Annotated in this window: 20 protein-coding genes; 5 read left to right on the top strand and 15 right to left on the bottom strand. The window is 51.7% G+C overall.

Translation table 11 applies throughout. The annotated features are described in order from the left end of the window. Positions 1 to 206: 206 nt before the first annotated feature. The gene (gene ppa, locus ACN06F_RS09700) at positions 207 to 737 is read right to left on the bottom strand and encodes an inorganic diphosphatase (protein ID WP_009724723.1); all 531 of its coding nucleotides are present in this window, start codon (positions 735 to 737) and stop codon (positions 207 to 209) included. A 257-nt stretch (positions 738 to 994) separates the two neighbouring features. On the opposite strand from ppa, the gene ACN06F_RS09695 reads away from it, so the two are divergent. Continuing rightward, positions 995 to 2,710 carry a bifunctional protein-serine/threonine kinase/phosphatase gene (locus tag ACN06F_RS09695; protein ID WP_095603012.1) on the top strand — a complete coding sequence of 572 codons (1,716 nt, stop codon included), beginning with the start codon at positions 995 to 997 and terminating at the stop codon, positions 2,708 to 2,710. Between the two features lie 91 nt (positions 2,711 to 2,801). Here the strand turns inward: ACN06F_RS09695 and ACN06F_RS09690 are convergent, their stop codons facing one another. After that, positions 2,802 to 4,061 (bottom strand): 6-phosphofructokinase, encoded by a 1,260-nt coding sequence (locus ACN06F_RS09690; protein WP_038484744.1) that lies wholly within the window; start codon positions 4,059 to 4,061, stop codon positions 2,802 to 2,804. Between the two features lie 199 nt (positions 4,062 to 4,260). Then, positions 4,261 to 4,929: a ribonuclease T gene (gene rnt / locus ACN06F_RS09685; RefSeq protein ID WP_038484741.1), complete on the bottom strand. Its 669-nt coding sequence runs from the start codon at positions 4,927 to 4,929 to the stop codon at positions 4,261 to 4,263. 209 nt (positions 4,930 to 5,138) lie between these two features. Here rnt and ACN06F_RS09680 point away from each other — a divergent pair, with 209 nt between their 5' ends. From ACN06F_RS09680 to ACN06F_RS09670, 3 genes are read left to right on the top strand one after another with little or no spacing between them, the layout of a single operon-like run. Then, positions 5,139 to 6,359 carry an argininosuccinate synthase gene (locus ACN06F_RS09680; protein ID WP_038484737.1) on the top strand — a complete coding sequence of 407 codons (1,221 nt, stop codon included), beginning with the start codon at positions 5,139 to 5,141 and terminating at the stop codon, positions 6,357 to 6,359. 53 nt (positions 6,360 to 6,412) lie between these two features. Then, positions 6,413 to 6,739 carry an HlyU family transcriptional regulator gene (locus ACN06F_RS09675; protein WP_120386896.1) on the top strand — a complete coding sequence of 109 codons (327 nt, stop codon included), beginning with the start codon at positions 6,413 to 6,415 and terminating at the stop codon, positions 6,737 to 6,739. Positions 6,740 to 6,769: 30 nt separating this feature from the next. Continuing rightward, positions 6,770 to 7,897 carry a DUF294 nucleotidyltransferase-like domain-containing protein gene (locus ACN06F_RS09670; RefSeq protein ID WP_120386897.1) on the top strand — a complete coding sequence of 376 codons (1,128 nt, stop codon included), beginning with the start codon at positions 6,770 to 6,772 and terminating at the stop codon, positions 7,895 to 7,897. Between the two features lie 3 nt (positions 7,898 to 7,900). Here the strand turns inward: ACN06F_RS09670 and ACN06F_RS09665 are convergent, their stop codons facing one another. From ACN06F_RS09665 to ACN06F_RS09650, 4 genes are read right to left on the bottom strand one after another with little or no spacing between them, the layout of a single operon-like run. Then, positions 7,901 to 10,669 (bottom strand): ATP-binding protein, encoded by a 2,769-nt coding sequence (locus ACN06F_RS09665; protein WP_433923811.1) that lies wholly within the window; start codon positions 10,667 to 10,669, stop codon positions 7,901 to 7,903. Positions 10,670 to 10,671: 2 nt separating this feature from the next. After that, entirely contained in the window at positions 10,672 to 10,875 is a 204-nt protein-coding gene (locus ACN06F_RS09660) for a hypothetical protein (protein ID WP_038484725.1), read from the bottom strand. Next, on the bottom strand, positions 10,872 to 12,932 hold the full coding sequence (locus ACN06F_RS09655) for an exonuclease domain-containing protein (protein ID WP_433923810.1): 2,061 nt from the start codon (positions 12,930 to 12,932) through the stop codon (positions 10,872 to 10,874). Before ACN06F_RS09655 ends, ACN06F_RS09660 begins: the two co-directional genes overlap by 4 nt. Beyond that, positions 12,929 to 13,303 carry a response regulator transcription factor gene (locus ACN06F_RS09650; protein ID WP_038484719.1) on the bottom strand — a complete coding sequence of 125 codons (375 nt, stop codon included), beginning with the start codon at positions 13,301 to 13,303 and terminating at the stop codon, positions 12,929 to 12,931. The genes ACN06F_RS09655 and ACN06F_RS09650 overlap by 4 nt, the downstream gene beginning before the upstream one ends. A gap of 153 nt (positions 13,304 to 13,456) precedes the next feature. Here ACN06F_RS09650 and ACN06F_RS09645 point away from each other — a divergent pair, with 153 nt between their 5' ends. After that, positions 13,457 to 14,515, top strand: coding sequence for a tRNA-queuosine alpha-mannosyltransferase domain-containing protein (locus ACN06F_RS09645; RefSeq protein WP_120386901.1), 1,059 nt, complete (start codon positions 13,457 to 13,459; stop codon positions 14,513 to 14,515). Positions 14,516 to 14,568: 53 nt separating this feature from the next. On the opposite strand, the gene nth is transcribed toward ACN06F_RS09645, so the two are convergent. The 8 genes from nth to ACN06F_RS09605 are packed head-to-tail and all read right to left on the bottom strand — an operon-like array spanning position 14,569 to position 22,052. Next, positions 14,569 to 15,207: an endonuclease III gene (nth, locus tag ACN06F_RS09640; protein ID WP_038484713.1), complete on the bottom strand. Its 639-nt coding sequence runs from the start codon at positions 15,205 to 15,207 to the stop codon at positions 14,569 to 14,571. Positions 15,208 to 15,222: 15 nt separating this feature from the next. Continuing rightward, on the bottom strand, positions 15,223 to 15,924 hold the full coding sequence (locus ACN06F_RS09635; RefSeq protein WP_038484710.1) for an electron transport complex subunit E: 702 nt from the start codon (positions 15,922 to 15,924) through the stop codon (positions 15,223 to 15,225). Beyond that, complete coding sequence (gene rsxG / locus ACN06F_RS09630; RefSeq protein ID WP_120386902.1) at positions 15,921 to 16,556, bottom strand: electron transport complex subunit RsxG; 636 nt, start codon at positions 16,554 to 16,556, stop codon at positions 15,921 to 15,923. The genes ACN06F_RS09635 and rsxG overlap by 4 nt, the downstream gene beginning before the upstream one ends. Continuing rightward, positions 16,553 to 17,602 carry an RnfABCDGE type electron transport complex subunit D gene (locus ACN06F_RS09625; protein ID WP_433923809.1) on the bottom strand — a complete coding sequence of 350 codons (1,050 nt, stop codon included), beginning with the start codon at positions 17,600 to 17,602 and terminating at the stop codon, positions 16,553 to 16,555. The genes rsxG and ACN06F_RS09625 overlap by 4 nt, the downstream gene beginning before the upstream one ends. Next, on the bottom strand, positions 17,599 to 19,278 hold the full coding sequence (gene rsxC, locus ACN06F_RS09620) for an electron transport complex subunit RsxC (protein WP_120386904.1): 1,680 nt from the start codon (positions 19,276 to 19,278) through the stop codon (positions 17,599 to 17,601). The genes ACN06F_RS09625 and rsxC overlap by 4 nt, the downstream gene beginning before the upstream one ends. Next, complete coding sequence (gene rsxB / locus ACN06F_RS09615; RefSeq protein ID WP_038484697.1) at positions 19,265 to 19,867, bottom strand: electron transport complex subunit RsxB; 603 nt, start codon at positions 19,865 to 19,867, stop codon at positions 19,265 to 19,267. Before rsxB ends, rsxC begins: the two co-directional genes overlap by 14 nt. Before the next feature lie 5 nt (positions 19,868 to 19,872). Further along, positions 19,873 to 20,454 carry an electron transport complex subunit RsxA gene (gene rsxA / locus ACN06F_RS09610; RefSeq protein WP_433923808.1) on the bottom strand — a complete coding sequence of 194 codons (582 nt, stop codon included), beginning with the start codon at positions 20,452 to 20,454 and terminating at the stop codon, positions 19,873 to 19,875. Continuing rightward, positions 20,451 to 22,052, bottom strand: coding sequence for a sensor domain-containing diguanylate cyclase (locus ACN06F_RS09605; RefSeq protein ID WP_433923807.1), 1,602 nt, complete (start codon positions 22,050 to 22,052; stop codon positions 20,451 to 20,453). The genes rsxA and ACN06F_RS09605 overlap by 4 nt, the downstream gene beginning before the upstream one ends. Positions 22,053 to 22,138 lie beyond the last annotated feature (86 nt).

The raw sequence follows: 22,138 nt of genomic DNA, 5'->3' as shown, positions 1-22,138 counted from the left end.
ACGCAGACGGATCAGGGAGATTTTGAAATAGCATATCCTACCTTGTGATGTCAGCGTAGATGCTGCGGTGACGTGACGCGCTTCTTCATGCTCCGTTAATGTTGAATCTCAGGCCTCGGAATTAAACGACAGATAATAGAAAAGGCTGCCACATGGGCAGCCTTTAAGAGGAAGTGCGGTCTGGCGTTATTGCTCAACCCGATAGATTAAGCTTTTTGGTAAGCCGCGACTGATTTTTCAATCGCTTTGCGTGCCGCTTCAACACCTTCCCAAGACTCTACTTTCACCCACTTACCTTTTTCGAGGTCTTTATAGTTCTCGAAAAAGTGAGCGATTTGCTGACGTAGCAGTTCAGGAAGATCAGTCACTTCTTGAACATCATCATACAGAGTGCTCAGCTTGGGATGCGGGACGCATACCAATTTTGCATCTTCGCCTGCTTCGTCGGTCATATTCAAAATGCCAACAGGGCGAGCGCGAATGATGCTGCCCGGAGCCACGGGGTGGGGGGTAACTACCAAAGCATCCAGCGGGTCGCCATCATCGGCCAGGGTGTGGGGGATAAAGCCGTAGTTAGCCGGATAGAACATGGGGGTTGCCATGAAGCGGTCAACCAGAAGGGCACCCATATCTTTGTCGATTTCATACTTAATCGGCGCGTGATTAGCGGGAATTTCGATCGCCACGTAAATATCGTTGGGCAGATCCTTTCCAGCGGGGATGTTATCGAAGTTCATCGTTTATTCCTTGGCTTGGCTTATTTAGTGCGAAGGCTAAGCAGTTGATGCATTGCATTAATGGCGGAGAATTATACGAAGTTGGCTAGTGGATTACCAATGCGACATAGGTGTGTGCCGCTAACAATGACGATGAATCCAAAAATAAGCGTCGTTTTTCGCCATCACGACGTTTGGCGGGCATCGCTTCCCTTGATCAGCGTGTATCATAACCACTGTGTGGTTCCCATGAAGAGCCTAAAGCCTAGGAGGATGAGTTGGCGCACGCCCAGTTACTAATTAGTTATGGCCAAGCCTTTGTGGCCCCTGATAGGCGTCTACACCGTAGCTCCATGTCGGTGCGGTTGCCTGATGCGCAGCTGTTGAAAGTAAAAGGGGGTTGCGCAGTTATTAGTGACTCGATTTCTCGTAACACCTTGGCTAAACAGGCAGGTGATTTAAGTGTTCGCGGTTTTTTGGCTGACTATTACTCTACGCCTGACCACTGGGACACGAAAACGTCGGCAACCCGGGTACTTCGTGCTCTCAACGGTTGGTGCTACAGCCAAAGCAAGCATGTTAAAGAAGGAAGTTTCGTATCTTCGCTATCCGCGATGGTCTTTCGCGAGCGTGAAGCGCACCTATTTCATATGGGGGATACGTTAGTTTTTCGATTGCGAGGCGCTGAGTTCGAGCAGCTAACCCGCGACCATGTGACTGATATTGGCGGCTATCGTTACCCCTCACGTGCTTTGGGGATGGATGGAAGCGTCGATATCGACTATACCCATCTACCGCTTAAACAGGGCGACTTTTTTGTTTTTACTACTCAGGGCGTCCGTGGCACCTTAATGCCATCTGATTACGTTCGTCTGATCCGCCAAAATGCCAGTGATCTAGACGCGGCCTGTGAGTGCTTAGCGAGCGAAGCAAAGCAGCGTGCCCAAGATAGGGGGTATGGAGGTGATCAATTTTGCTTTCAGCTGCTGCGTATTGATGAGCTGCCGGAAGAGTCTGAAGATCACCCAGGGCTTATTTATGGTGACCTGCCTATTCCCCCCGAGCTGACGCCAGGAGAGCGGTTTGATGGGCTTGAGGTGCTGTCGGTGCTGTCACGTAATGCGCAATCAAGAGTTTATCGCGTCCGTGATGTGCATTCAGAGCGTGAAATGGTGATGAAAGCACCCAGCCCAGAACTCTCTTTGCGTAATGCCTATCTGGAACATTTTTTACTGCAGCAATGGGTGGTAGAGCGTGTAAATTCGCCCTTTGTCGTTAAAGTAATGCAGTCGTCACGACCACGCCGTTACCTTTATTATTTAATGCAGCACGTTGAAGGTGAAACGCTCCGCCAGTGGGCGGAAAGGCATCCACAAGCGAGTTTGGTGCAGCGTCTGGATATCGCCAATCAACTGGGTAAAGCGGTTCAAGCGTTGCATCATCGCGATATCATTCATCAGCAAATTACCCCTGATAATGTGCTGATCGACCCACACGGCAAACTCGTGTTGGCAGATTTCAGTGCCTGCCATATGCGCGAGGTGGATGGCCATCGCCACTCGGGCGAGCTACTTCGCCAAATTGGTTTTAATGAACACACGGCCCCTGAGTACGCACTGGGTGATAGCGTAGGTCGGCGCAGTGACCAGTATTCATTAGCATCAACGGTCTATTGGTTGCTGACAGGGGCATTGCCTTATACGTTGACGCCTAATCGACTGCGCAGCCACACCGATCTTGAAGAGCTCAGCTACCGTAGCGCCCGAACAACCAATCCAGAAATATCGGCTGAGCTTGATGACGCGTTGCGTCGTGCTCTAGATCCTCAGCGTGCACTGCGTTTTAGGCGGCTCTCCGAATTTCTTCATGCCTTAAGAGTCCCGTTAGGGCGCGTGCCCAGTCGTGAGGAGCCTCGCCAAGAGTCACGGCGTTTTTGGCAGGGGGTGGCGGGTATTCTGCTGCTCTTATTGGTGCTTTCTTGGTTATTGCGCTAAAAGCTTAACGTTGCTCACTTAATAAACGCTAACCATAAAAAACGGGGCGATGAATCATTTCACCGCCCCGTTTTTACAACACGCTAACTATTTACAGCGTGAATTTAGGCAGTTTCTGTTCCACTTTTGCGAGCTTTAGCTTAGCTACTTTAGGCAGGCCGTTTTCAAACGGAGGGAAATCCTCGCCCTGAATGAGCGGAGAGAGATACGCTCGGCAAGCGGGTGTAATCGCAAAACCGTTTTCGCTAATGAAATCCCGTGGCATGAATTTTTCTTGGTTAGCCACTTGTGACAGCGGCGCCGAGATGACATCCCACTGATAGGGTTCCTGTGAAATACGGCGTATGGCGGGCATCATGGCATTTTTGCCTGCAAGTGCTAATGTTACCGCCTCGCGGCCCACTGCATAGGCTTGTTCAACGTCGGTTTTAGAGGCCAAATGGCGCGCCGCGCGCTGTAAATAATCAGCAACTGCCCAGTGGTATTTGTAACCAAGGTCTTGCTTCACCATCCCTGCAAGTGTCGGCGCTACGCCGCCTAATTGGCGGTGCCCAAAGGCATCCGTATTGCCGGCATCGGCAAGGAAAGTGCCATCTTCATAGCGTGCGCCTTCAGAAACAACGATGACGCAATAACCGTACTTCTGAACGCACTCTTCAACGCGCGCCATGACCGCTTTACGGTCAAACGATACTTCAGGAAAGATAATTAGGTGAGGCGGCTCGCCTTCGCCTTCACCCGCTAAACCACCTGCAGCTGCAATCCAGCCAGCATGACGGCCCATCACTTCAAGGACGAATACTTTAGTGGATGTGGCGCACATAGACGCAATATCCAATGAGGCTTCAAGCGTCGAGGTGGCGATATATTTGGCAACGCTACCAAACCCGGGGCTGTTGTCGGTAATAGGCAGATCGTTATCAACAGTTTTCGGTACATGAATCGCAGTTAGCGGGTAGCCGAGTTTTTCAGACAGTTGGGACACTTTGAGGCAGGTGTCTGCGCTGTCACCGCCGCCATTGTAGAAGAAGTAGCGAATATCGTGGGCTTTGAAGACTTCGATTAAGCGTTCATATTGAGCACGGTGAGTGTCAATGTCTTTCAGCTTATAGCGGCAGGAACCAAATGCACCGCCAGGCGTGTGGCGCAAGGCAGCAATCGATTCATCGCTCTCTTGAGTCACATCGATGAGGTCTTCCGTTAAGGCACCGATAATGCCGTTATGACCGGCATATACCTTGCCAATCTGGTCGGGCGCTTGTCTGCAAGCTTCGATAACGCCACAGGCGCTGGCATTGATGACGGCGGTAACGCCACCGGACTGGGCGTAAAAGGCATTATGCTGGGCCATGGAAACGTCTCATCTCCTGAAAACGGATGGTTAAAACAGTAGTCAAGCAAAGGACAATAATTATCCTTTGCCTGTGTTAATCGTTGTGCGTTTAGACGCGTGTAATGCTAGAGCACGCTTCTATATAAAATTGTGCAAACGCGGGGTTTGCAGCGGCGAAGTTTAGCGCAAAGCCTCAGTGGGTGCATCTTGGGGCTCATTACTCGCTGTCATCCAGTTCTTGTTCCTGCTGAGCCAGCCGCCATCCGCCTAAGTCTTTATAGCGGTTGACCATCGCACAAAAGAGCTCTGCTGTGCGTTCGGTATCGTAGCGGGCCGAGTGGGCGGACTTGTTATCAAACTCGATACCTGCCGCGCGGCACGCACGAGCAAGCACTGTTTGGCCGTATACAAAGCCTGCCAGGGTTGCTGTGTCAAAGCTGGAAAAAGGGTGAAACGGATTCCGTTTTACGCTGCAGCGGTTCGCCGCCGCATTTAGGAAGCCATGATCAAAGGCAGCATTATGACCAACCAGTATTGCCCGTGAGCACCCATGTGCCTTGATTGATTTGCGGATGGGGCGAAAAATTTCACCTAGCGCTTCAGATTCGCTTAGCGCCACTTGGCGACGCAGTGGGTCATCTAGATTAATGCCTGTGAAATCAAGCGCAGATTGCTCAACGTTCGCGCCTTCAAACGGATGAATGTGATACGCGTAAGTGGCGTCGGGTAATAAATTACCGTCAGGGTCCATGGTAAGCGTCACGGCAGCAATTTCGAGTACTGCGTCACTTTGGGCGTTAAACCCACCCGTTTCTAAATCAATGACAACCGGCAGATAACTGCGAAAACGTTGGGCCATCAATTCGCGGGCAAATGCCTCGCTCATGCAGCTCTCCTTAGTAAAGCGAGTAAGTAGTTAAAATAAGCGGTTAAAGCAACCCCTTTGTTGGCTATGATTCTAGCAGCTTTACCCCTTAGGCGTCGTTGACGGTATTCGCTGAGCATTGAGAGCGCTATACTCGTAGTTTATGTTATTGCACTGCGCTCAGCGCGGTGTCGTTGGGTGAACTACTTTTCATGAACAAGGAGCAAAGAATGTCCGATGTCAAAAAGGTTGTGCTGGCGTATTCAGGCGGCCTGGACACATCCGTTATCGTTAAGTGGTTGCAAGAGACCTACAACTGCGAGGTAGTGACCTTTACAGCCGACATCGGTCAAGGTGAAGAAGTCGAGCCCGCACGCGCTAAGGCTCAAGCACTAGGTGTTAAAGAGATCTATATCGAAGATCTTCGCGAGGAATTTGTTCGCGATTATGTATTCCCAATGTTCCGAGCGAACACCATCTATGAAGGCGAGTATCTCCTCGGCACTTCTATTGCTCGTCCGTTGATTGCTAAGCGCTTAATTGAAATTGCTAATGAGACGGGCGCTGATGCCATTTCTCACGGTGCAACGGGTAAAGGTAACGATCAGGTTCGTTTTGAACTGGGTGGCTACGCACTCAAACCTGGCGTGAAGGTTATTGCGCCCTGGCGCGAGTGGGATCTCACTTCGCGTGAGAAGTTGATGGCTTACTGCGAAGAGCACAATATTCCCGTTGATTTTTCTAATAAAAAGAAAAAATCACCGTACTCCATGGATGCCAACCTGCTGCACATTTCTTATGAAGGCGGCATTTTGGAAGACCCATGGGCCGAAGCAGAAGAGGACATGTGGCGTTGGAGTGTTTCTCCTGAAGCCGCGCCTGAGCAGCCGACTTATGTAGAGCTGACGTTTGAGAATGGCGATATCGTCGCTATTGATGGTGAAGCGCTTAAGCCTCATGAAGTGCTTGAAAAGCTTAACAAGCTAGGTGGCGATAATGGTATTGGCCGCCTGGATATCGTTGAAAACCGTTATGTTGGTATGAAGTCCCGTGGTTGCTACGAAACACCGGGGGGCACGATCATGCTCCGTGCTCACCGCGCCATTGAGTCGCTGACGCTTGACCGTGAAGAAGCGCACTTGAAAGATCAACTAATGCCTAAATACGCTGAAGTGATCTACAACGGTTATTGGTGGAGTCCAGAGCGTCGTATGCTACAAGCGGCGATCGACGAAACACAGAAAAACGTTGCGGGCGTTGTTCGCATGAAGCTCTATAAAGGCAATGCAACGGTTGTAGGGCGTAAGTCCGAGCAGTCGTTGTTTGATGAGTCGATTGCAACGTTTGAAGATGATGCGGGCGCGTACGATCAAAAAGACGCAGAAGGCTTTATTAAGCTGAATGCATTGCGTCTACGGATTGCTGCCGGTAAAGGTCGTCAACAGAGCTAAGCATGCTAAGCGGCCAGGCGAAGTCTGGCCGCTTTTGTTGCGAAGGAGTCCGAATGTTTAAAAAACTATTTTCTGGCCTGTTGGGTGGCGCGGGTGCTGGAGCCTCGGAAGGAGGCACCAAAGCGGCCGAGCCAGTTGAATATAAAGAGTACTTAATTGTGTCTCAGCCTGATAACCAAAGCGGACAATTTCGCGTCAGCGGTTGGATCCGTAAGTTGGATGGCGAGGGCGTTACTCACGAGCACCGCTTTGAACGCTCTGACATGCTGCCAGGTCGTGAAGCCTGTGATGCGATGATGGTCGCTAAAGCGCAGCGCTTTATTGATGAAGTGGGTGAGGAGATGTTTACGGCTGATCCTCGTAATGCTAGTGAAACCTAGCAAGCTTTTCGTTTAGTTGAGGAGCGGAGTATGCACATGGTGTACCGTGCTTCCCCTTGGCGCTCCTTGGTATGTCATCATGGCTCATTAGATATCTCGGCGCTAAGTGCTCCACTTCGCGATTTTTACGCGCATACCTCTCTTTTTAATCCATCCTTATCTGACGCCTATGCCGCACAGCTCTCTTTTGTTGAGACATTGCTGCGTTATGACTTGCCTGCTTGGCGTATTAGCGAACTCATTAGCGACCACATCGCTTGGCTTTATCGCCAATCGATAGCAGCAGCGCTAGATGAAATGCAGGCACAAGGGTGGGGTAAGCCGCCGGTGGATTACTGCGTTGTTACGCTCGGCTCGGCGGCACGCTTTGAAAGCTTGCTTGGGCCTGACCAGGACAATGCGCTGATTATTGACGACTATCCTGACGCTCGACACGTTGAAATTGATGGCTACTTTCAGGCGCTAGGCGAACGTTTTACACAACGCTTAGATGAAGCGGGCATTCCGCTTTGCCGTGGCCATGTCATGGCGCGTTGGCCAATGTGGCGCAAGCGCTTGAGCGAATGGCAGCAGCAATTTGCAATTTGGAGTGCGGATCGTCAGGTTAAGCGGGTGCAGCAAACCAATATATGGCTCGATTTTTATCCTGTGGCAGGGAATCCTGAGCTCGCACAAACGTTAGGCCAACGGGTGCGTTCAACTCTCTCAAGCGCGCCTTTGTTCATGGATGAAATGGCGGCGTTGTTAGATGAGTTGCCGGTGGCGCTTGACCGGTTTGGTCGCATTGCTTCACATCCTGGGCTAGCTGCTCCCTATGACCAAGCAATCGATCTTAAGCGACAAGGATTGATGCCTCTAATAAGCGCTGCCCGATTACTCTGTGTGCGATACCAGCGAAGTGAGATAGGAACACGTGAACGGCTAACGGCACTTGCCCATTTCACACGTGCGTTGACGAAGGAGCAATCGGACTTACTGATAGCCGCTTTTAACCGTATGCAGCACTTGCTGCTAGAGCAGCAGCGCCACAATAAGTATCACGGGCAGACAGCTGACGGCTGGGTGGACCTGCGACGTCTTCGTGATGATCAGCGGTTACTGCTGAAATTTGATTTACAGCAAATCAAAGCGTTTGTTAACCAAGTAAAGCGCTTATAACGGCTATTCCCCTGTAAGCTGCGAAGAGTTACTTAGAGTTGACTCCTTAGGGGCTGCTGGCAGCTCTAGGGTTAAGCATGCGCCACCTAGCGTTTTAGCGTCTTCCACCCAAAGCCTTCCACCAAGGTGAGCAATAATGCCTCGACTGATAGGTAAGCCAAGGCCGCTACCTTTGGGGCGCCCGCGTGGTGTCTCACCGCTTTGCTGTATTTGATGAAATTTCTCAAATACGCGCTCACGCTCGTCAGCGCTGATACCTGGGCCGTTATCTTCAACGCTTAAACGAAAATGATTACGGTGCCGATAAAGTGCCAGCCGCACTTGAGGCTGCTGGCGGTCAGCAAATTTACTGGCGTTATCGAGCAGGTTAATAATGACTTGCTCCAAGCGGTCTTGGTCACCGACCACCATGGCGGGGTCAGCCGCTAAACTGATATCGAGGGTAATACCTCGATCTTCATGTAAGCGGGCAACTGCATCGATGCTCTGCCTCGCTAGGGCTGCTAGGTCGAGGGTGAGAGGATGAAGCGTCAAGCGACCGCTCTCTAAGCGCGCAAGGTCAAGAATTTCCTCGATTAAACGCGAAAGACGCTGGCTCTCATGGACAATAACGCCCAGAAAATGTTGGCGTTTTTCATCGGGTAATTGATCACTATCGCGTAATATTTCGGCAAACGCGCGTATCGAGGTTAGCGGGGTTCGAAGCTCATGACTTACCATAGCGACAAACTCGTCCTTCAGGCGGTCAAGCTCGCGCAGCTGTTCATTGGCACTGCGTAGCTCGTCACTTACGGCGACTAATTCTTGTGATTTTTGCTCTAGTCGACGGTTGTACTCCAGGGTTTGTGACGTGGTGTCTAAAATACTCAAAATCGACTCAAGATCCAGTGCTTCTCCGCGTACCACTGAATTGATTAGTACGCGCGCTGATGCACTGCCAAGTGAACCTGCTAGCGCCTGCTCTGAACGGGTAATTAGATCGGCCGTTGCCGGTTCGTCTGAGCGGTAGTCGCTTTTATTAATGCTTTGGTTAAACACCCGATGGGTGACTTGGTTGCCAAGGTAGCGAATAAGTAATTCTTTTAAGGCGCCTTGAGTCGTCTGTCCTCTCCATAAAGAGGTCGTTTGCAAGTTAGGGTGTAAGGCGCCAGTGAAAAGGGCGGCTTGGGTTTGCTCAAGTGGCGTAGGGCGGCTAAAAAGTGACACGCCAATCAGTAAGCCAACATTTGCCAGCATACTCCACAGCAGTGCGTGGGAATAAATATCCCAATCTTCCAGGCCAAATAAGCGGTAAGGCATCAGCCAAGAAATGCCCCATGGCCCCTGAGTTAGAAACGTTGCATCTAACCAACCGGATTGGGCAAAACCTGGCAGCAGTAACGTATAGCACCAGACTAAAAAGCCTGCGATTAAGCCAGCGGTGGCTCCTTGGCGAGTCGCGCCGCGCCAGTAGAGGCCAATTAACAGGGCTGGGGCAAATTGTGCCACCCCCGCAAAGGATACAAGCCCGATAGTGACAAGGCTGTAGGAGTCACCAATCAGCGCGTGATATAGATAGCCAAGCAGCAGTATCAAAACGATGGCAATTCGGCGAATGCCCAACAGCCAACCTGCCAACTCGCCGGACGTGCTCAGGTGAAGGCGTTGTGTTCTTAGCAGTAAGGGCATAATGAGCTGGTTACTCACCATGGTAGAAAGTGCAATCGTTTCAACAATCACCATGCCAGTAGCTGCTGAAAGACCGCCTATAAATACGAGTAAGGGTAATCCTTCAAGCCCTGCAGAAAGGGGTAGTGTCAGCACAAAACTATCGGAATCGCCCGCGCCAGCTCCTAACAGAAGACCAGCAAAGGCGATAGGAATAACAAACAGGTTGATTAGCAACATATAAAGCGGAAATAACCAGCTCGCCCTGGCTAAATGCTGTTCATCGACGTTTTCGACAACCAGCACCTGGAACTGACGAGGCAGGGTTAAAAAAGCCAGAAAAGCCAGTATTAGCATTCCGGCCCAGCCAGTGGCACCGCCTGGTACGCTTTCCAACCCCATTTTTTCCGCTACTTCTGGCATTGTGGCGACGCTGGCGAATAGCGCACTGGGGCCTTCATACAACACAAACACCACAAAAATACCGACGGCCATAAACGCAATTAGCTTCACCAGTGATTCCAAGGCAATAGCAGCAACCATTCCCTCATGTCGTTCACTGGCATCGAGATGGCGGGTGCCGAAAAGTATAATAAATACCGCAAGCACTAAGGCGACCCAAAGCGATTTGTCCAGCCAGAAACGCTCATCAACCAGGGTGGCATCCGCTGTATTGGGGTAGTTCACAAGTACTGCATGGCTAACGGTGATCGCTTTTAACTGCAGTGCAATGTAGGGCGTTATACAAATAAGGGCCATTAATGCAACGAGTGCGCCTAAGCTGGTGCTTTTGCCATAACGAGCACTAATGAAATCAGCAATAGAAGTGATGCGCTGGCGGGATGCGATGCGTACCATTTTGCGAATGACGACAGGGGCGAGAAGCATCGCTAGGGTTGGACCAAGATAGATAAGCAGGAAGCTGGGGCCATGGTCTGCTGCGCGTCCCACGCTGCCATAGAACGTCCATGCGGTGCAGTAGACGGCAATCGATAGGGCATATACCGTGGGCGAGCCAATTAATGATCGGCCCTGCTCGGCACGACGGTCCCCCCACGCGGCGACGACAAACAGCAGCGCCAAATAGCCAAATGCCGTTCCTAGAATCACTGCATCTGTACGCATGATCAGCGTCCCGAACGTTGTTCCATTAACCAGGCGGTGAGGCCAATTACCGCGCCCCAAGCAATAAACAGATAAAGCGGTAACCAGCTCATGCTCAAAGAGCTGAGCCGGTCAACCATGATAATCAGCGGGGGGCTGAAGAGCAGTATTGCTAGGGCGAATAAGGCTATTAAACGCTCGATTTGCCGTGAGCCTGGATGTTTCATGAGGCGCTAGCATCTTGACGATCAAACGCGTTGGCCTGCAGCGCCAACAGCTGCTCTAACGTATCCACGCCACGTGCTTCAAGCCGGGGTAACAACGCTAGCCATAATTCAGCGGTTACACGGGCGTCACCAAGCGCCGTGTGGCGAGTGCCTGGTGGGAACGTAAGATCGTATCGTTGTGCCAAGGTATCTAAATCATGCCCATCTAACGCTTCGTCTAATGCTCTTGAGATTAATAAGGTATCGATGACAGGCAAATCAAAGATAACCCCTTTGTTAGTAATGGCGAGCATATCAAACGCGGCATTATGCGCTAATAAAACCGCTTCACCGATGTAATCTCGAAAGCGCGTTAGGACAATATCAAGGGGCGGTGCGCCGGCCACATCAGCATCTGTCAATCCGTGTATCGCTGTACTGGTAGGGGGGATTGGACGTTTCGGATCGACTTTTTGATCAAAGACCTCGCTGGCCAACAGCCGCGCATTGACCACCCGACAAGCCCCTAGGCTAATCACCGTATCCCCTCGGCGAAGCTCAAGGCCGGTGGTCTCAGTATCAAATGCAACCACCTCTAAACTGCGTAACGTGCGGTTAGCCAATTCCTCATCGGGTGGCGGCAGGTCAGCAATGCCGAAATCATGGAACTCTGGTCGCGGAGGTGCGGTTTCTCGAGGCGCCCCAACGCGCTCCATGGCTGGTAGCGGCAGGCGCAGGCGCGCATGAATAGCATCATCGTCAGCAAGGCTCCAAATATCGCTCGCATGCTGGCGCAGTACGTCTGACACCAGCGGATTAAGCGGCAGCGATGGCAGAGGCTGGCGACGCCATTTCGCTAGCTCATGCTCTGGTAAGGGGCTGCCTTGCCAAATTAAGTCCAAATAAACCCGCTTGTTGCCAAGGCATATCTCACCTTCAAAATGGCTAACCGGCAGGTGAGAGTTAAGATGCTTGACTAAGGAATCAAACAGAACAATCAGTGCCGGTGCGTCGCCTTTAAACCAGGCAGGCATGCCGACGGGGGTGATGAGCCGATGCGCTGGATCTAAGCGTTCATCCAGGGCTTGCCAGAAGTCATTCGACCACATGGGGGTTAAGCGCTCGCCTTGATGTTGCAAATCATCCAATAACTGTCCGATTTGACCAACATTATCACCTAGGGTGGCGCCTTCCTCTTGGATTACCTGCTCGAACCGCTGGCGTAACATAGGGTTCTCAGTGCCGTTATGGCGCAGTTGTATCAGTGCATCCGCTGCACTGGTCAGGCTTGCCGTATGTTGGCGTAGGAGGGGTAGCTTGGTGGCGAGTTCTGCTCTAACACCCATTTCATTTGACCAGGACGCGGTTGCATCGCTAAACGTTAGTAGTGTTTCTCCATCACTGCCAGGAACTCGACGTAGCACGACCTTTAACCAGCGGTTATCACAGGGGGCAAGCAGTTCGCGGGGCGAACCATCCGCGGGAAGTTGGCTAAGAGCTTGTTGTAGGCTGGCAACGGGTAGTAGCGCTTCTAAGCGTTTACCCAAGCCCAACGCCGTATTATCGACAAAGAAATCTTCCGCGGCCTGGTTGAATAGCATCAAACGGCGGTGGTGGTCACATAGTAATAAGGGGGTTTCGAGTACTTGCAGCAGCGTTTCTAATTCGCGACGTATTTTTGCGGCGCTACGTGCGCCATCGGCATGAGCCGTAGCTAATTGATTGCGGTCAATGCGCCAACTCTCGCGCACTCTTCGTAGGTCAGGGCCAAGCCCTTTCAGCCAGCCTTCTGGCGGGTGTTCATCACGAGCATCTGGGTTTGCCACTAATCTGGCTAGCTGAACCTGTAAATGGCGTAGAGGGGTGAACAGCATACGTTCTAATAGCAGGCCAACTAAAAATATCGTTGTGCCGCCGGAAAAACTGCCCAACCAGAGCGCTACACGGGTAGGGCCAGTAGGCGAAAGCTGAGCATCCAGCCACGCAGCAAAAATAGCGCCCCCCAGCAAGCTGATACCGCTTAGCAGCAGCCATAGGCCAATGAGTCGCTGACGTTTAGGGAGCCCGTCACGGGTCATTGTGGGTTACCATTGAGCAGTGATTTAACTTTTTCAATTAGCGACTGGGTCGAAAACGGTTTGGTGATGTAGTCATCAGCCCCTAGCGCTAAGCCTTTCTCACGTTCGATATCTCGCCCATGGGCGGTCAGCATAATGACCGGCAGCTGAGCGGTCGCTTCTGAACGGCGAAGATGCTCTAGTACATCAAAACCGCTGATTCCGGGCAGGCTGATATCAAGCAGTAGCAGGTCGGGGGCGGAATCGTTGATACGTTCGAGTGCGGCTTCTCCGTCGTAGGCGGTGACAACTTGAAAGCCTGCCTGCTCCATTAAAAATTCCAGAGACAGTACAATATTGGGCTCGTCGTCGACCACGAGTACTTTGGCCATGATGCCCTCCCTAAAGGGGTCGTTGTTAGGTGTTTGATTAGAGTGTATGTAGCGCGACAGGTTAGGCCAAGACGACCTTGGCCGAATGCTCGTAACGTCTCTCATCAAGTGGCTGCTTTTTACTTCGCTTAATGGGCTTTTATTAAGGTGTTTATGCGCGTTTTATTATTGTCTGCTTATGAGGCTGTTAGTCACCGCTATTGGGCACAAAGTCTGATGGCTGAAGTAAATGATGTCTCTTGGACGTTGCTGAGCTTGCCGCCACGCCACTTTTCGTGGCGAATCCGCGGTAACCCATTGAGTTGGTGGTTAAAAGAGTATGAGACACTGAGTGAACCCTATGAGGTTGTGTTAGCCACTTCGATGGTCGATATTGCCACGCTCGTTGGCTTATTCCCTCATTTGGGGCGTGCCAGAAAGGTTGTTTACTTTCATGAAAACCAGTTTGCTTACCCAGAGTCTAGTGATCAAATCTCCCAGGTGGAGGCCAAAATGGTCAATTTATACGCGGCGTTGGCGGCGGATACGTTGGTGTTTAATACCGCTTACAACCGTGACTCTTTTTTTGACGGCGCGCGGCGGTGGTTAAAAAAGATGCCTGAAAACCTGCCAGCAGCTAAACCATTAGAACGTTTACGCCAACAGTCAAAAGTGTTGCCTGTGCCAATGATACCGTCAGGTAAAGCCTCCCCAACTAACGCACACCCACGGCGGATTATTTGGAATCATCGCTGGGAGTACGATAAAAACCCCGAGGATTTCTTTGCAGTGCTGTTCAAGCTGAGTGAGCAGCAGGTTCCTTTTGAGCTGGCGGTGCTTGGGCAGCGATTTTGTGATGTACCCGCTATTTTTGAAGAAGCAGAAGAACGCTTGGCGGCGCACACGATTTGCTGGGGGCCGCAGCCAGAAGCAGAGTACCGAGCACTGCTAGCGGGTGGTGGTATTGTGGTCTCGACCACGTGGCACGAGTTTCAGGGGTTAGCCATTATGGAAGCTGCCCAGCGCGGCGCGATTCCGCTAGTGCCAGACAGGCTGTGTTTCCCTGAATTATACCCTAACGACTATCGCTTTGATGGCACGCAAGAGGGGCTTTACCAACGACTGCACGCTTGGTTAACCGACCCCGCTAGCCAACCAGCACTGTTGAATACTCAGCAGTGGCAGTGGCCCGAATGGCGTCGCGCTTACCGTGCGCTTTTGATGGGGCACTGATCACTGAATTGTTGGTCGAGGTCCTGCTTTGCTCACGTTAACAACCAGTGGGCTTAAGCAAGTTCGGTTTTGTCTTTATAGTCGCACAGGTCTTCAATAATGCAGCTGCCGCAGCGTGGTTTGCGGGCAATGCAGGTATAGCGCCCATGTAGAATCAGCCAGTGGTGGGCGTCCTGTTTAAATGCATTTGGAACATGGCGTAGTAGCTTTTGCTCAACCTCAACGACATCTTTGCCTTTGGCGATACCCGTGCGATTAGAAACTCGAAAAATGTGCGTGTCTACGGCGATGGTGGGCTGACCAAACGCGGTGTTTAGAATCACATTGGCGGTCTTTCTCCCTACTCCCGGCAAGGCTTCCAGCGCTTTGCGTGTTTCAGGCACCTCGCCACCATGTTGATTGATCAGCAAGTGACAGGTTTTCATCAGGTTTTCGGCTTTAGTGTTAAACAGCCCGATGGTTTTAATATAACTTTTTAGCCCATCGATACCCAGGTCAATAATCCCTTGGGGCGTATTGGCCACAGGGAAAAGCTTGTCAGTGGCCTTGTTAACGCCAACGTCCGTCGCTTGAGCAGACAGCAGCACTGCTGCTAGCAGTTCAAAGGGCGTGCTCCAGTTTAGCTCAGTCGTGGGATGGGGATTCTCCGCCTGTAGGCGAGCAAAAATTTCATAACGCTTTTGGGCATTCATCGGATGCTCTCTTGGTTATTTGATAGTGCCAGTAACACGTACTCGACGATCTGTTCGGGGCACTGCTTGAGCAGGTTGCGCGCGAGCGCTACGGCGTTGATCAAGTACATTCTTTAACGCAATCAATAGCCCCGCAACGAAAAAAGCCCCGGGCGGCAGCACGAAAAACAAAAACTGATAATCATCTACGAAGGTGAGTTGCCAGTTGGTAGCAATAGGCCCAAATAGTAGCGCCATATCGCTAAACAGCGTGCCTTGCCCAAGCAACTCGCGTAGCGCCCCGAGCAGAATCAATACGGCACCGAACCCGAGGCCCATCATAAAGCCATCAATGGCAGCCGGTATGACTGGCTGGCGGGAAGCGAACGCATCTGCACGCCCTAAAATGGCGCAGTTAGTGACAATCAGCGGAATAAAAATCCCCAACACTTGGTAAAGCGAATAGGCAAATGCAGCCATTAAAAGCTCAGCGCAGGTCACGAAAGCGGCAATCACCATGACAAAGGCAGGCAGTCTTACTGCGCTGGGAACCTGGTGGCGAATCAACGAAATAGTAGTGCTAGCGCACACCATGACAAGCAGGGTAGCGAATGCCAATCCCAGTGCATTGACAACGCTACCACTAACAGCCAGTAAGGGGCATAGCCCCAATAACTGAACGAGAGCAGGGTTATTCGACCATAGGCCGTTTCGGGCTAGTTCGCGCCACTGACTCATGGGGTGGACTCTTCGAAGGTGATAGGGAGTTCTGTTTCGGTGACATAGCTCAGTGCACTATGGACAGCGTTGACGACTGCGCGTGGCGTAATGGTGGCGCCCGTAAAAGCGTCAAAGTGGCCACCATCTTTACGCACGGCCCATCCACCCGGTGGCAGGCTGTTTAAACTCAAGCCATTAAACTCGGTTATCCAGTCACTTCGCTGGCGCTCAATGTCATCGCCAAGCCCAGGCGTTTCTTGGTGCTGGGTAACGCGTACACCGGTAATGCGTTGTTGCTGGTCAATGCCCACCAGTAGCCGAATTTCGCCATTGTAACCTTGGCGAGTAACGACCGGCAGGATGACGACCCGTTGATGATCGCGCTGGACGTACCATCCCTGTTGAGGTTCGCGGTGCCCCAACTGTTCCGGGTTAGGGAGCTTGAATACGCCATCTAAAACCGTTTGAACCGCTATATCTGTTAATGCGGCAGGCAATACATCCTGCAGTTGGCGGTGTTGATAGGCTAGCTGATGATCAGCGATACGCTCGGCAGTCACCGCACGGGTCAACGCAACGCTGCCAGCAGTGACCAGTGAGAACATTCCTAAGGCGAAAGCGCCGCGTAGCATGGCTTGGCGGGGCGTCATGGTGAGTCACCGTGCTTTGCATGCTGCTGTAATTTAGGCTGGCCCGTAGGGCGTGGCACGGTATAGATATCCAATAGCGGTACACATAAGTTCATCAGTAAAACGGCAAATGCCACGGCATCGGGGTAGCCGCCAAACGTGCGAATAATCATGACCAACGCGCCAATCCCCGCGCCAAAAAACAGTTTTCCTCGGCGACTAGTCGCTGCCGAGACGGGATCGGTGGCAATGAAAAATGCGCCGAACATTGCTGCACCTGTGGTTAGGTGAAACAGCGGTGAAGCGAAGTGGCTTGGGTCGCTGGCATAAAAAAGCGTGGCGAGCACTGCCATGCTAACAAGCATCGAAGCAGGGATATGCCAGCTAATAATTCGTTTGGCAATTAATAGCAGTCCACCTGCTAACCAAGCTAGCGCGACGTTGCGCCAAGCGTTCAATGTCCCTTCAGGTAAAGGCTGACTAGCCCAAAATTCGCTGGCCAGTACCGTTTCACCTTTATGTTTAAAGGCATCTAGCGGCGTAGCACCACTTAGCGCATCAAGTGTGGAAGTCGGTAAGGTACCGCTTATCTGGACCCATAGGTTTTCAGAGATTAGAGGCTGCGGCGGCGACCATAACGTCATGTAAGTGGGAAACGATACGAGTAGTAGTGCGTAGCCCACCATGGCGGGATTGAAAGGATTCTGGCCTAGGCCGCCATACAGTTGTTTAGCAACCACGATGGCCGCAATAACGCCTATCCCAAGGAGCCACCAGGGGCTAGCAGGTGGTAGCGATGCACCTAACAGTACGCCGGTTAATACTGCACTTGAATCTCTAAGTGCAGGCTGTAACGGGCGCTGGCGAAGTTTTAACACCAGCGCTTCTGCGCCGAGTGCAAACAGGGCTGCTAAAAGCACATTGCTAATAACGCCCAGGCCGAAGTAAAACGTCATTGCGGCAAGCCCAGGCACGGTGGCGACGATTACCCATCGCATTAGATGGGCGGTGGGTGGCATCGTATTTAATGATTCAGTCGTTCGCTGCGAGGCGTGCATCATGCTCATGGCGATTCCTGTTGTGCCATCGTGGCGCGAGCTTCAGCCAGCCGAGTATCAGCTGCCTTAAGGTTTTCTTGGGCGGTGGCCAGTTGAGTTTCTAAATCATCGTGGCGCTGACTTGGGTCTTCTGCTGCAGCCCTTGCGAGGGTTTTTTCAGCTTTTCTCACTGCCGCTTTAGCGGCGGTTTGAGCAATGCGCAAGCTGCGTAAATCCACCACTTGCACTGTACTGTCGGTTGCCTTTGAGCTATCTGACGTCTGACGACTTTGTGCCTGCCTCGCTTGGCGACGAGCTTGCTTTTCTGCATTCTCGCGCGCCAGGCGAGCCTGACGAAATTCAAATCGATGTTTAGCGTGCTCGGCTTTGGCGGACTCAATGCGCTTAACGCGAATACGCTGCTTTGCCGAACGATAGTCTTGTACTAATGGGATATAACTAGGGCAAACATAACTGCAGGCACCGCACTCAATACAATCAAATAGGTGGAATTTTTCCAATGTAGCGTCGTTCTCTGCACGGGCATACCAATGCAGCTGTTGCGGAAGAAGCTGAACAGGGCAAACACTTTCACAAGCGCCACAGCGAATGCAGGGAGACTCACTGGGGGCTGGAGGAAGTTCTTCACGGGTGGCTGCAATCAAGCAGTTTGTCGTTTTGGTCACCGGGACATCAAGTGTTGTGAGTGGTAAGCCCATCATCGGGCCGCCCACAATGACTTGATGAAGCTGCTGGTTTGCTAACCCTACCTGCTGAAGCAGCGTTTCAATAGATGTACCAAGGCGTACCCAGTAGTTGCCTGGTGTGCTGATGGCGTCTCCCGTCAAGGTGACAATTCGCTCGACCAAAGGTTTGCCATCACGAACTGCGTATAGCGCTGCCAGCAGTGTGCCGGGGTTGTGACAGAGAACACCGACATCGGCAGGAAGGCCACCACTGGGAACATCGAGGTTGAGCAGTTTCTTGATCAATTGGCGCTCACCACCGCTGGGGTAGCGGGTCTCGATGACCTTCATCGTTATGCTCACTGGATGCTGGCAGTCAGACTGTTGAAAGTGAGAGAGCGCCTCCTTTAATGCATGGATCGCTTCGGGCTTATTATCTTCAATACCCACCACAATCTGATGGGCACCGCAGAGCCTAGCGACCATTTGCGCGCCTTCCAGTATCTCGGTTGGATAGTGGCGAAGAGCCAAGTCGTCTGCTGTGATATATGGCTCGCATTCGGCGGCGTTGACGACGAGCGTATCAATGCGGTGATGATCCGCTATTTGGGCTTTGATATAAGCGGGAAAACCGGCACCACCAAGGCCTACTAGCCCGCAGCTGTCTAGTCTCGCAATGGTCGTTTGGTGGTCTTCGGCACGCCAGTTAAGAGAGGGCAGCACTTGCCAGCGATCTAAGCCATCAGCGTCGATGGTGATGGCGTTATCACTAATCTGAGTCACTGTCCCGCTAATACTGGCGTGCAGGTTGGCCGATACCATGCCGTCTCGCTGGGCAATTAGGCTACCCACCTGAACCGTATCATTGATAGCAACACAGGGGATCGCGGGATTACCTGAATGCTGTTTAAGCGGAAGTGTTACTTGGGTAGGCAAAGTCGCGTTGCGAAGCGGCGATTGGTTCGAGCGATCTTTTCGTTCGGGCGGAGTAATGCCGCCCGGAAATTCATAGGCCGGCATGCTGACTCCTGGTTAGCTGGCGATCGCTGGTGATTAAAGGTGCGTTGGTGACGACAGGCTGCCATTGGTTGAGAGGCTTGCTTCTGGGCAACATATCAATACAGTCGACCGGGCAGGGCGCAACGCACAAATCACAGCCGGTGCATTCATCTTCTATCACTGTATGCATTTGCTTTGCAGCGCCAATAATGGCATCTACTGGGCATGCTTGAATGCACTTAGTGCAGCCAATGCACTCGGCTTCACGAATAAATGCGACGGTATCTTCGGTGGCTGCTTCGCCATCCAGTGGCACAGGCTCTCGGCCTAATAAGTCGGCTAATGCGTGAATAGTCGCTTCGCCGCCAGGCGGGCACTTATTTAACGCATCGCCCTGATTGATGGCTTCGGCATACGGCCGACAGCCTGGGTAGCCGCACTGGCCACATTGGGTTTGTGGCAGCAGCGCATCAATCTGCTCTACCAGCGGATTTTCTTCGCCCTTGAAGCGCACACTGGCCATTCCCAGTAGTGCCCCAAACGTTATTCCAATTCCGGTCAACACACCCACTGCACTGAGAATGCCCCACCAAGAAAAGATGTCTCCCATGGCGGTTACCCCTGTGCTAATCCTGAAAAACCGAGAAAGGCCAGTGACATAAGGCTCGCTGTGACCATTGCAATGGCGGCACCTCTAAACGGGGTTGGTATATCAGCATTGACCAATCGCTCGCGCATCGCTGCGAACAGCACCAAAATCATCGAAAACCCAAGCGCAGCACCCAGGCCATAGAGAGTCGTATGAAAGAAACTCAGCTCGCGGTTAAGCGATAACAGGGCAACACCAAGTACCGCACAATTAGTCGTAATCAGCGGTAGAAAGATCCCCAGCACTTGATGCAATAGGGGGCTGAGTTGACGCACCATGATTTCGGTAAATTGCACGACGGCGGCAATAACAACGATAAAGCTGATAGTGCGAAGATAGGTAACGTCCAAGGGCACAAGTAAGCCATGATAGACCACATAACTAGCGGCAGATGCTAGTGTCAGCACGAACGTCGTCGCTAGCGACATACCCATCGCGGATTCCAGCTTATTGGAAACCCCCATAAACGGGCAGAGCCCTAAAAACTGTACCAATACGAAGTTGTTGACCAGCGCAGTACTGACCAAAATCAAGAAGAGTTCATTCATAGCGGCGTATTTTGCGCAGAAAGAGTGTTACTGGCTTTAGGGGGGGTAAATAGCACAACCTGATGTCTTCCGGCTGCTTTTGCAAGATAGAGCGCTTGGTCGGCTGTACTCATTATGGCGCTTGGCGAAGGCGATTTGCTATCTTTCAGCGTAGCGATACCAACGCTTACCGTTACATAGGGCTTCACGGGTGATGTGGCGTGGGGTAGCTGCAGTTGGTCTATCACTCGCGTCAGTTGCTCGCCAATGCCCTTGGCAGAATCTGGAGAAGCTCCCGGCAAGATGGCGCTGAACTCTTCTCCTCCCGTTCTGGCAATTAGGAAGTTGAATTTGGTTGCGATGCTATTAAAAGCGCCAGCAACTTGCTGCAAACATTCATCGCCTTGTTGATGACCGTAGTGATCGTTGTACAGCTTAAAGTGATCAATATCCAACATCATAACCGCTAATTCACTTGGTGTTGAGACAGCGTCTGAAAAGGCCGTTTCTAGGCGCTGATCATAAAGCCGGCGGTTAGGTAGACCCGTTAGTGCGTCATGGGTGGATAGCTTCAGCAGCTCGGCATTGAGCTGCTGCTGGCAGGCGAATTGCTCTTGAAACGTACGTGCCAGTAACCCTATCTCATCGTTGCGTTTGGTAAGCCCATGGGCATCCGCCCCATCAATGCCTACTTGCTGAGTAAATTGAGTTAATAAACGTAGCGGCTTTAGCACAATTTTCTCAAGAAGCAGTAGTACCAAGGCAATGACCATGATCATCAAGCCAGCGGTCCATAACAGCACATAACGAAATGTGGTTAAGCTGGTTAAATAACTTGTACGATTAAGCTCAATGCCTACGCCTAACGATACAGAGCTGAGATAGCTCGATGTAGGGAAGTAACGTTCGGCAAATACCGTATTGCCTGAAAAGCTGAAAACATCGCTGATAGAAATCGTCTCCTTACTGAGGTTGAGGGTGATAGGTAGCCCTGTATAAACCTCCATAAACGCCAACCAATCATCATCTAATGAGCGCGTCTTGAATAACCACCCAGCTGCCGTGCCACTTTTGTCAGTGCGTAAAATTGGGCTAGAGGCCATTATTGCCGGAGGGCGGTCAGGGTAAATGCTACTCTGATCGGTTCTGTTTTCGGCAATGGCTGTCTGCATATTGGTTACCCATGGGTTCATCCAACTGCAGTCATCGATAGGGGCTCTACATGTTTGGTAGTCGCCTGTTACTGGATTTATTCCAGCAAGAAAGTGCACGTCTCCGCTGGCTGTGAAAAATGCCATGAGCTGATAGCGCATGTCTTCAAACATTTCTTGGCTAAAGTTGACGTCTGCATAGCGTGGATACTCTCCTTGTATGAACTGATAAGTATCATCCCAGTGAGCCCAGTCCCGTACTTGCGAATGTAGCTGCTGTTGATCCAACTCAAAGCTACGTTCAACACGGTCCAGCTCCCGTTTTACCGTAGCCCGTTCTTCTGCTTGCAGTGCCGGGAATATAAGCCATGCGCTTATTGATGCCAGCGCGGCTATTGCACATAGAAGTAATCCGCCAAGGGCAGCGAAAAAACGAAAACGCAATGAGCGTGGGATACGCTGGTGCATATAGCGAACTCAGTAGGGTTAAAATATCAGTATGAACTCATGAAAAAGGGGCTGAGGTTGCGTGCTCAGCCCCTTTGTCAAAGTAT

Origin of the sequence: Vreelandella sp. 21 (genome assembly GCF_050995515.1) — a bacterium.
In the GTDB taxonomy this organism is placed as follows: Bacteria; Pseudomonadota; Gammaproteobacteria; order Pseudomonadales; family Halomonadaceae; genus Vreelandella; species Vreelandella alkaliphila.
This window is presented reverse-complemented; position numbering and strand designations above follow the sequence as displayed.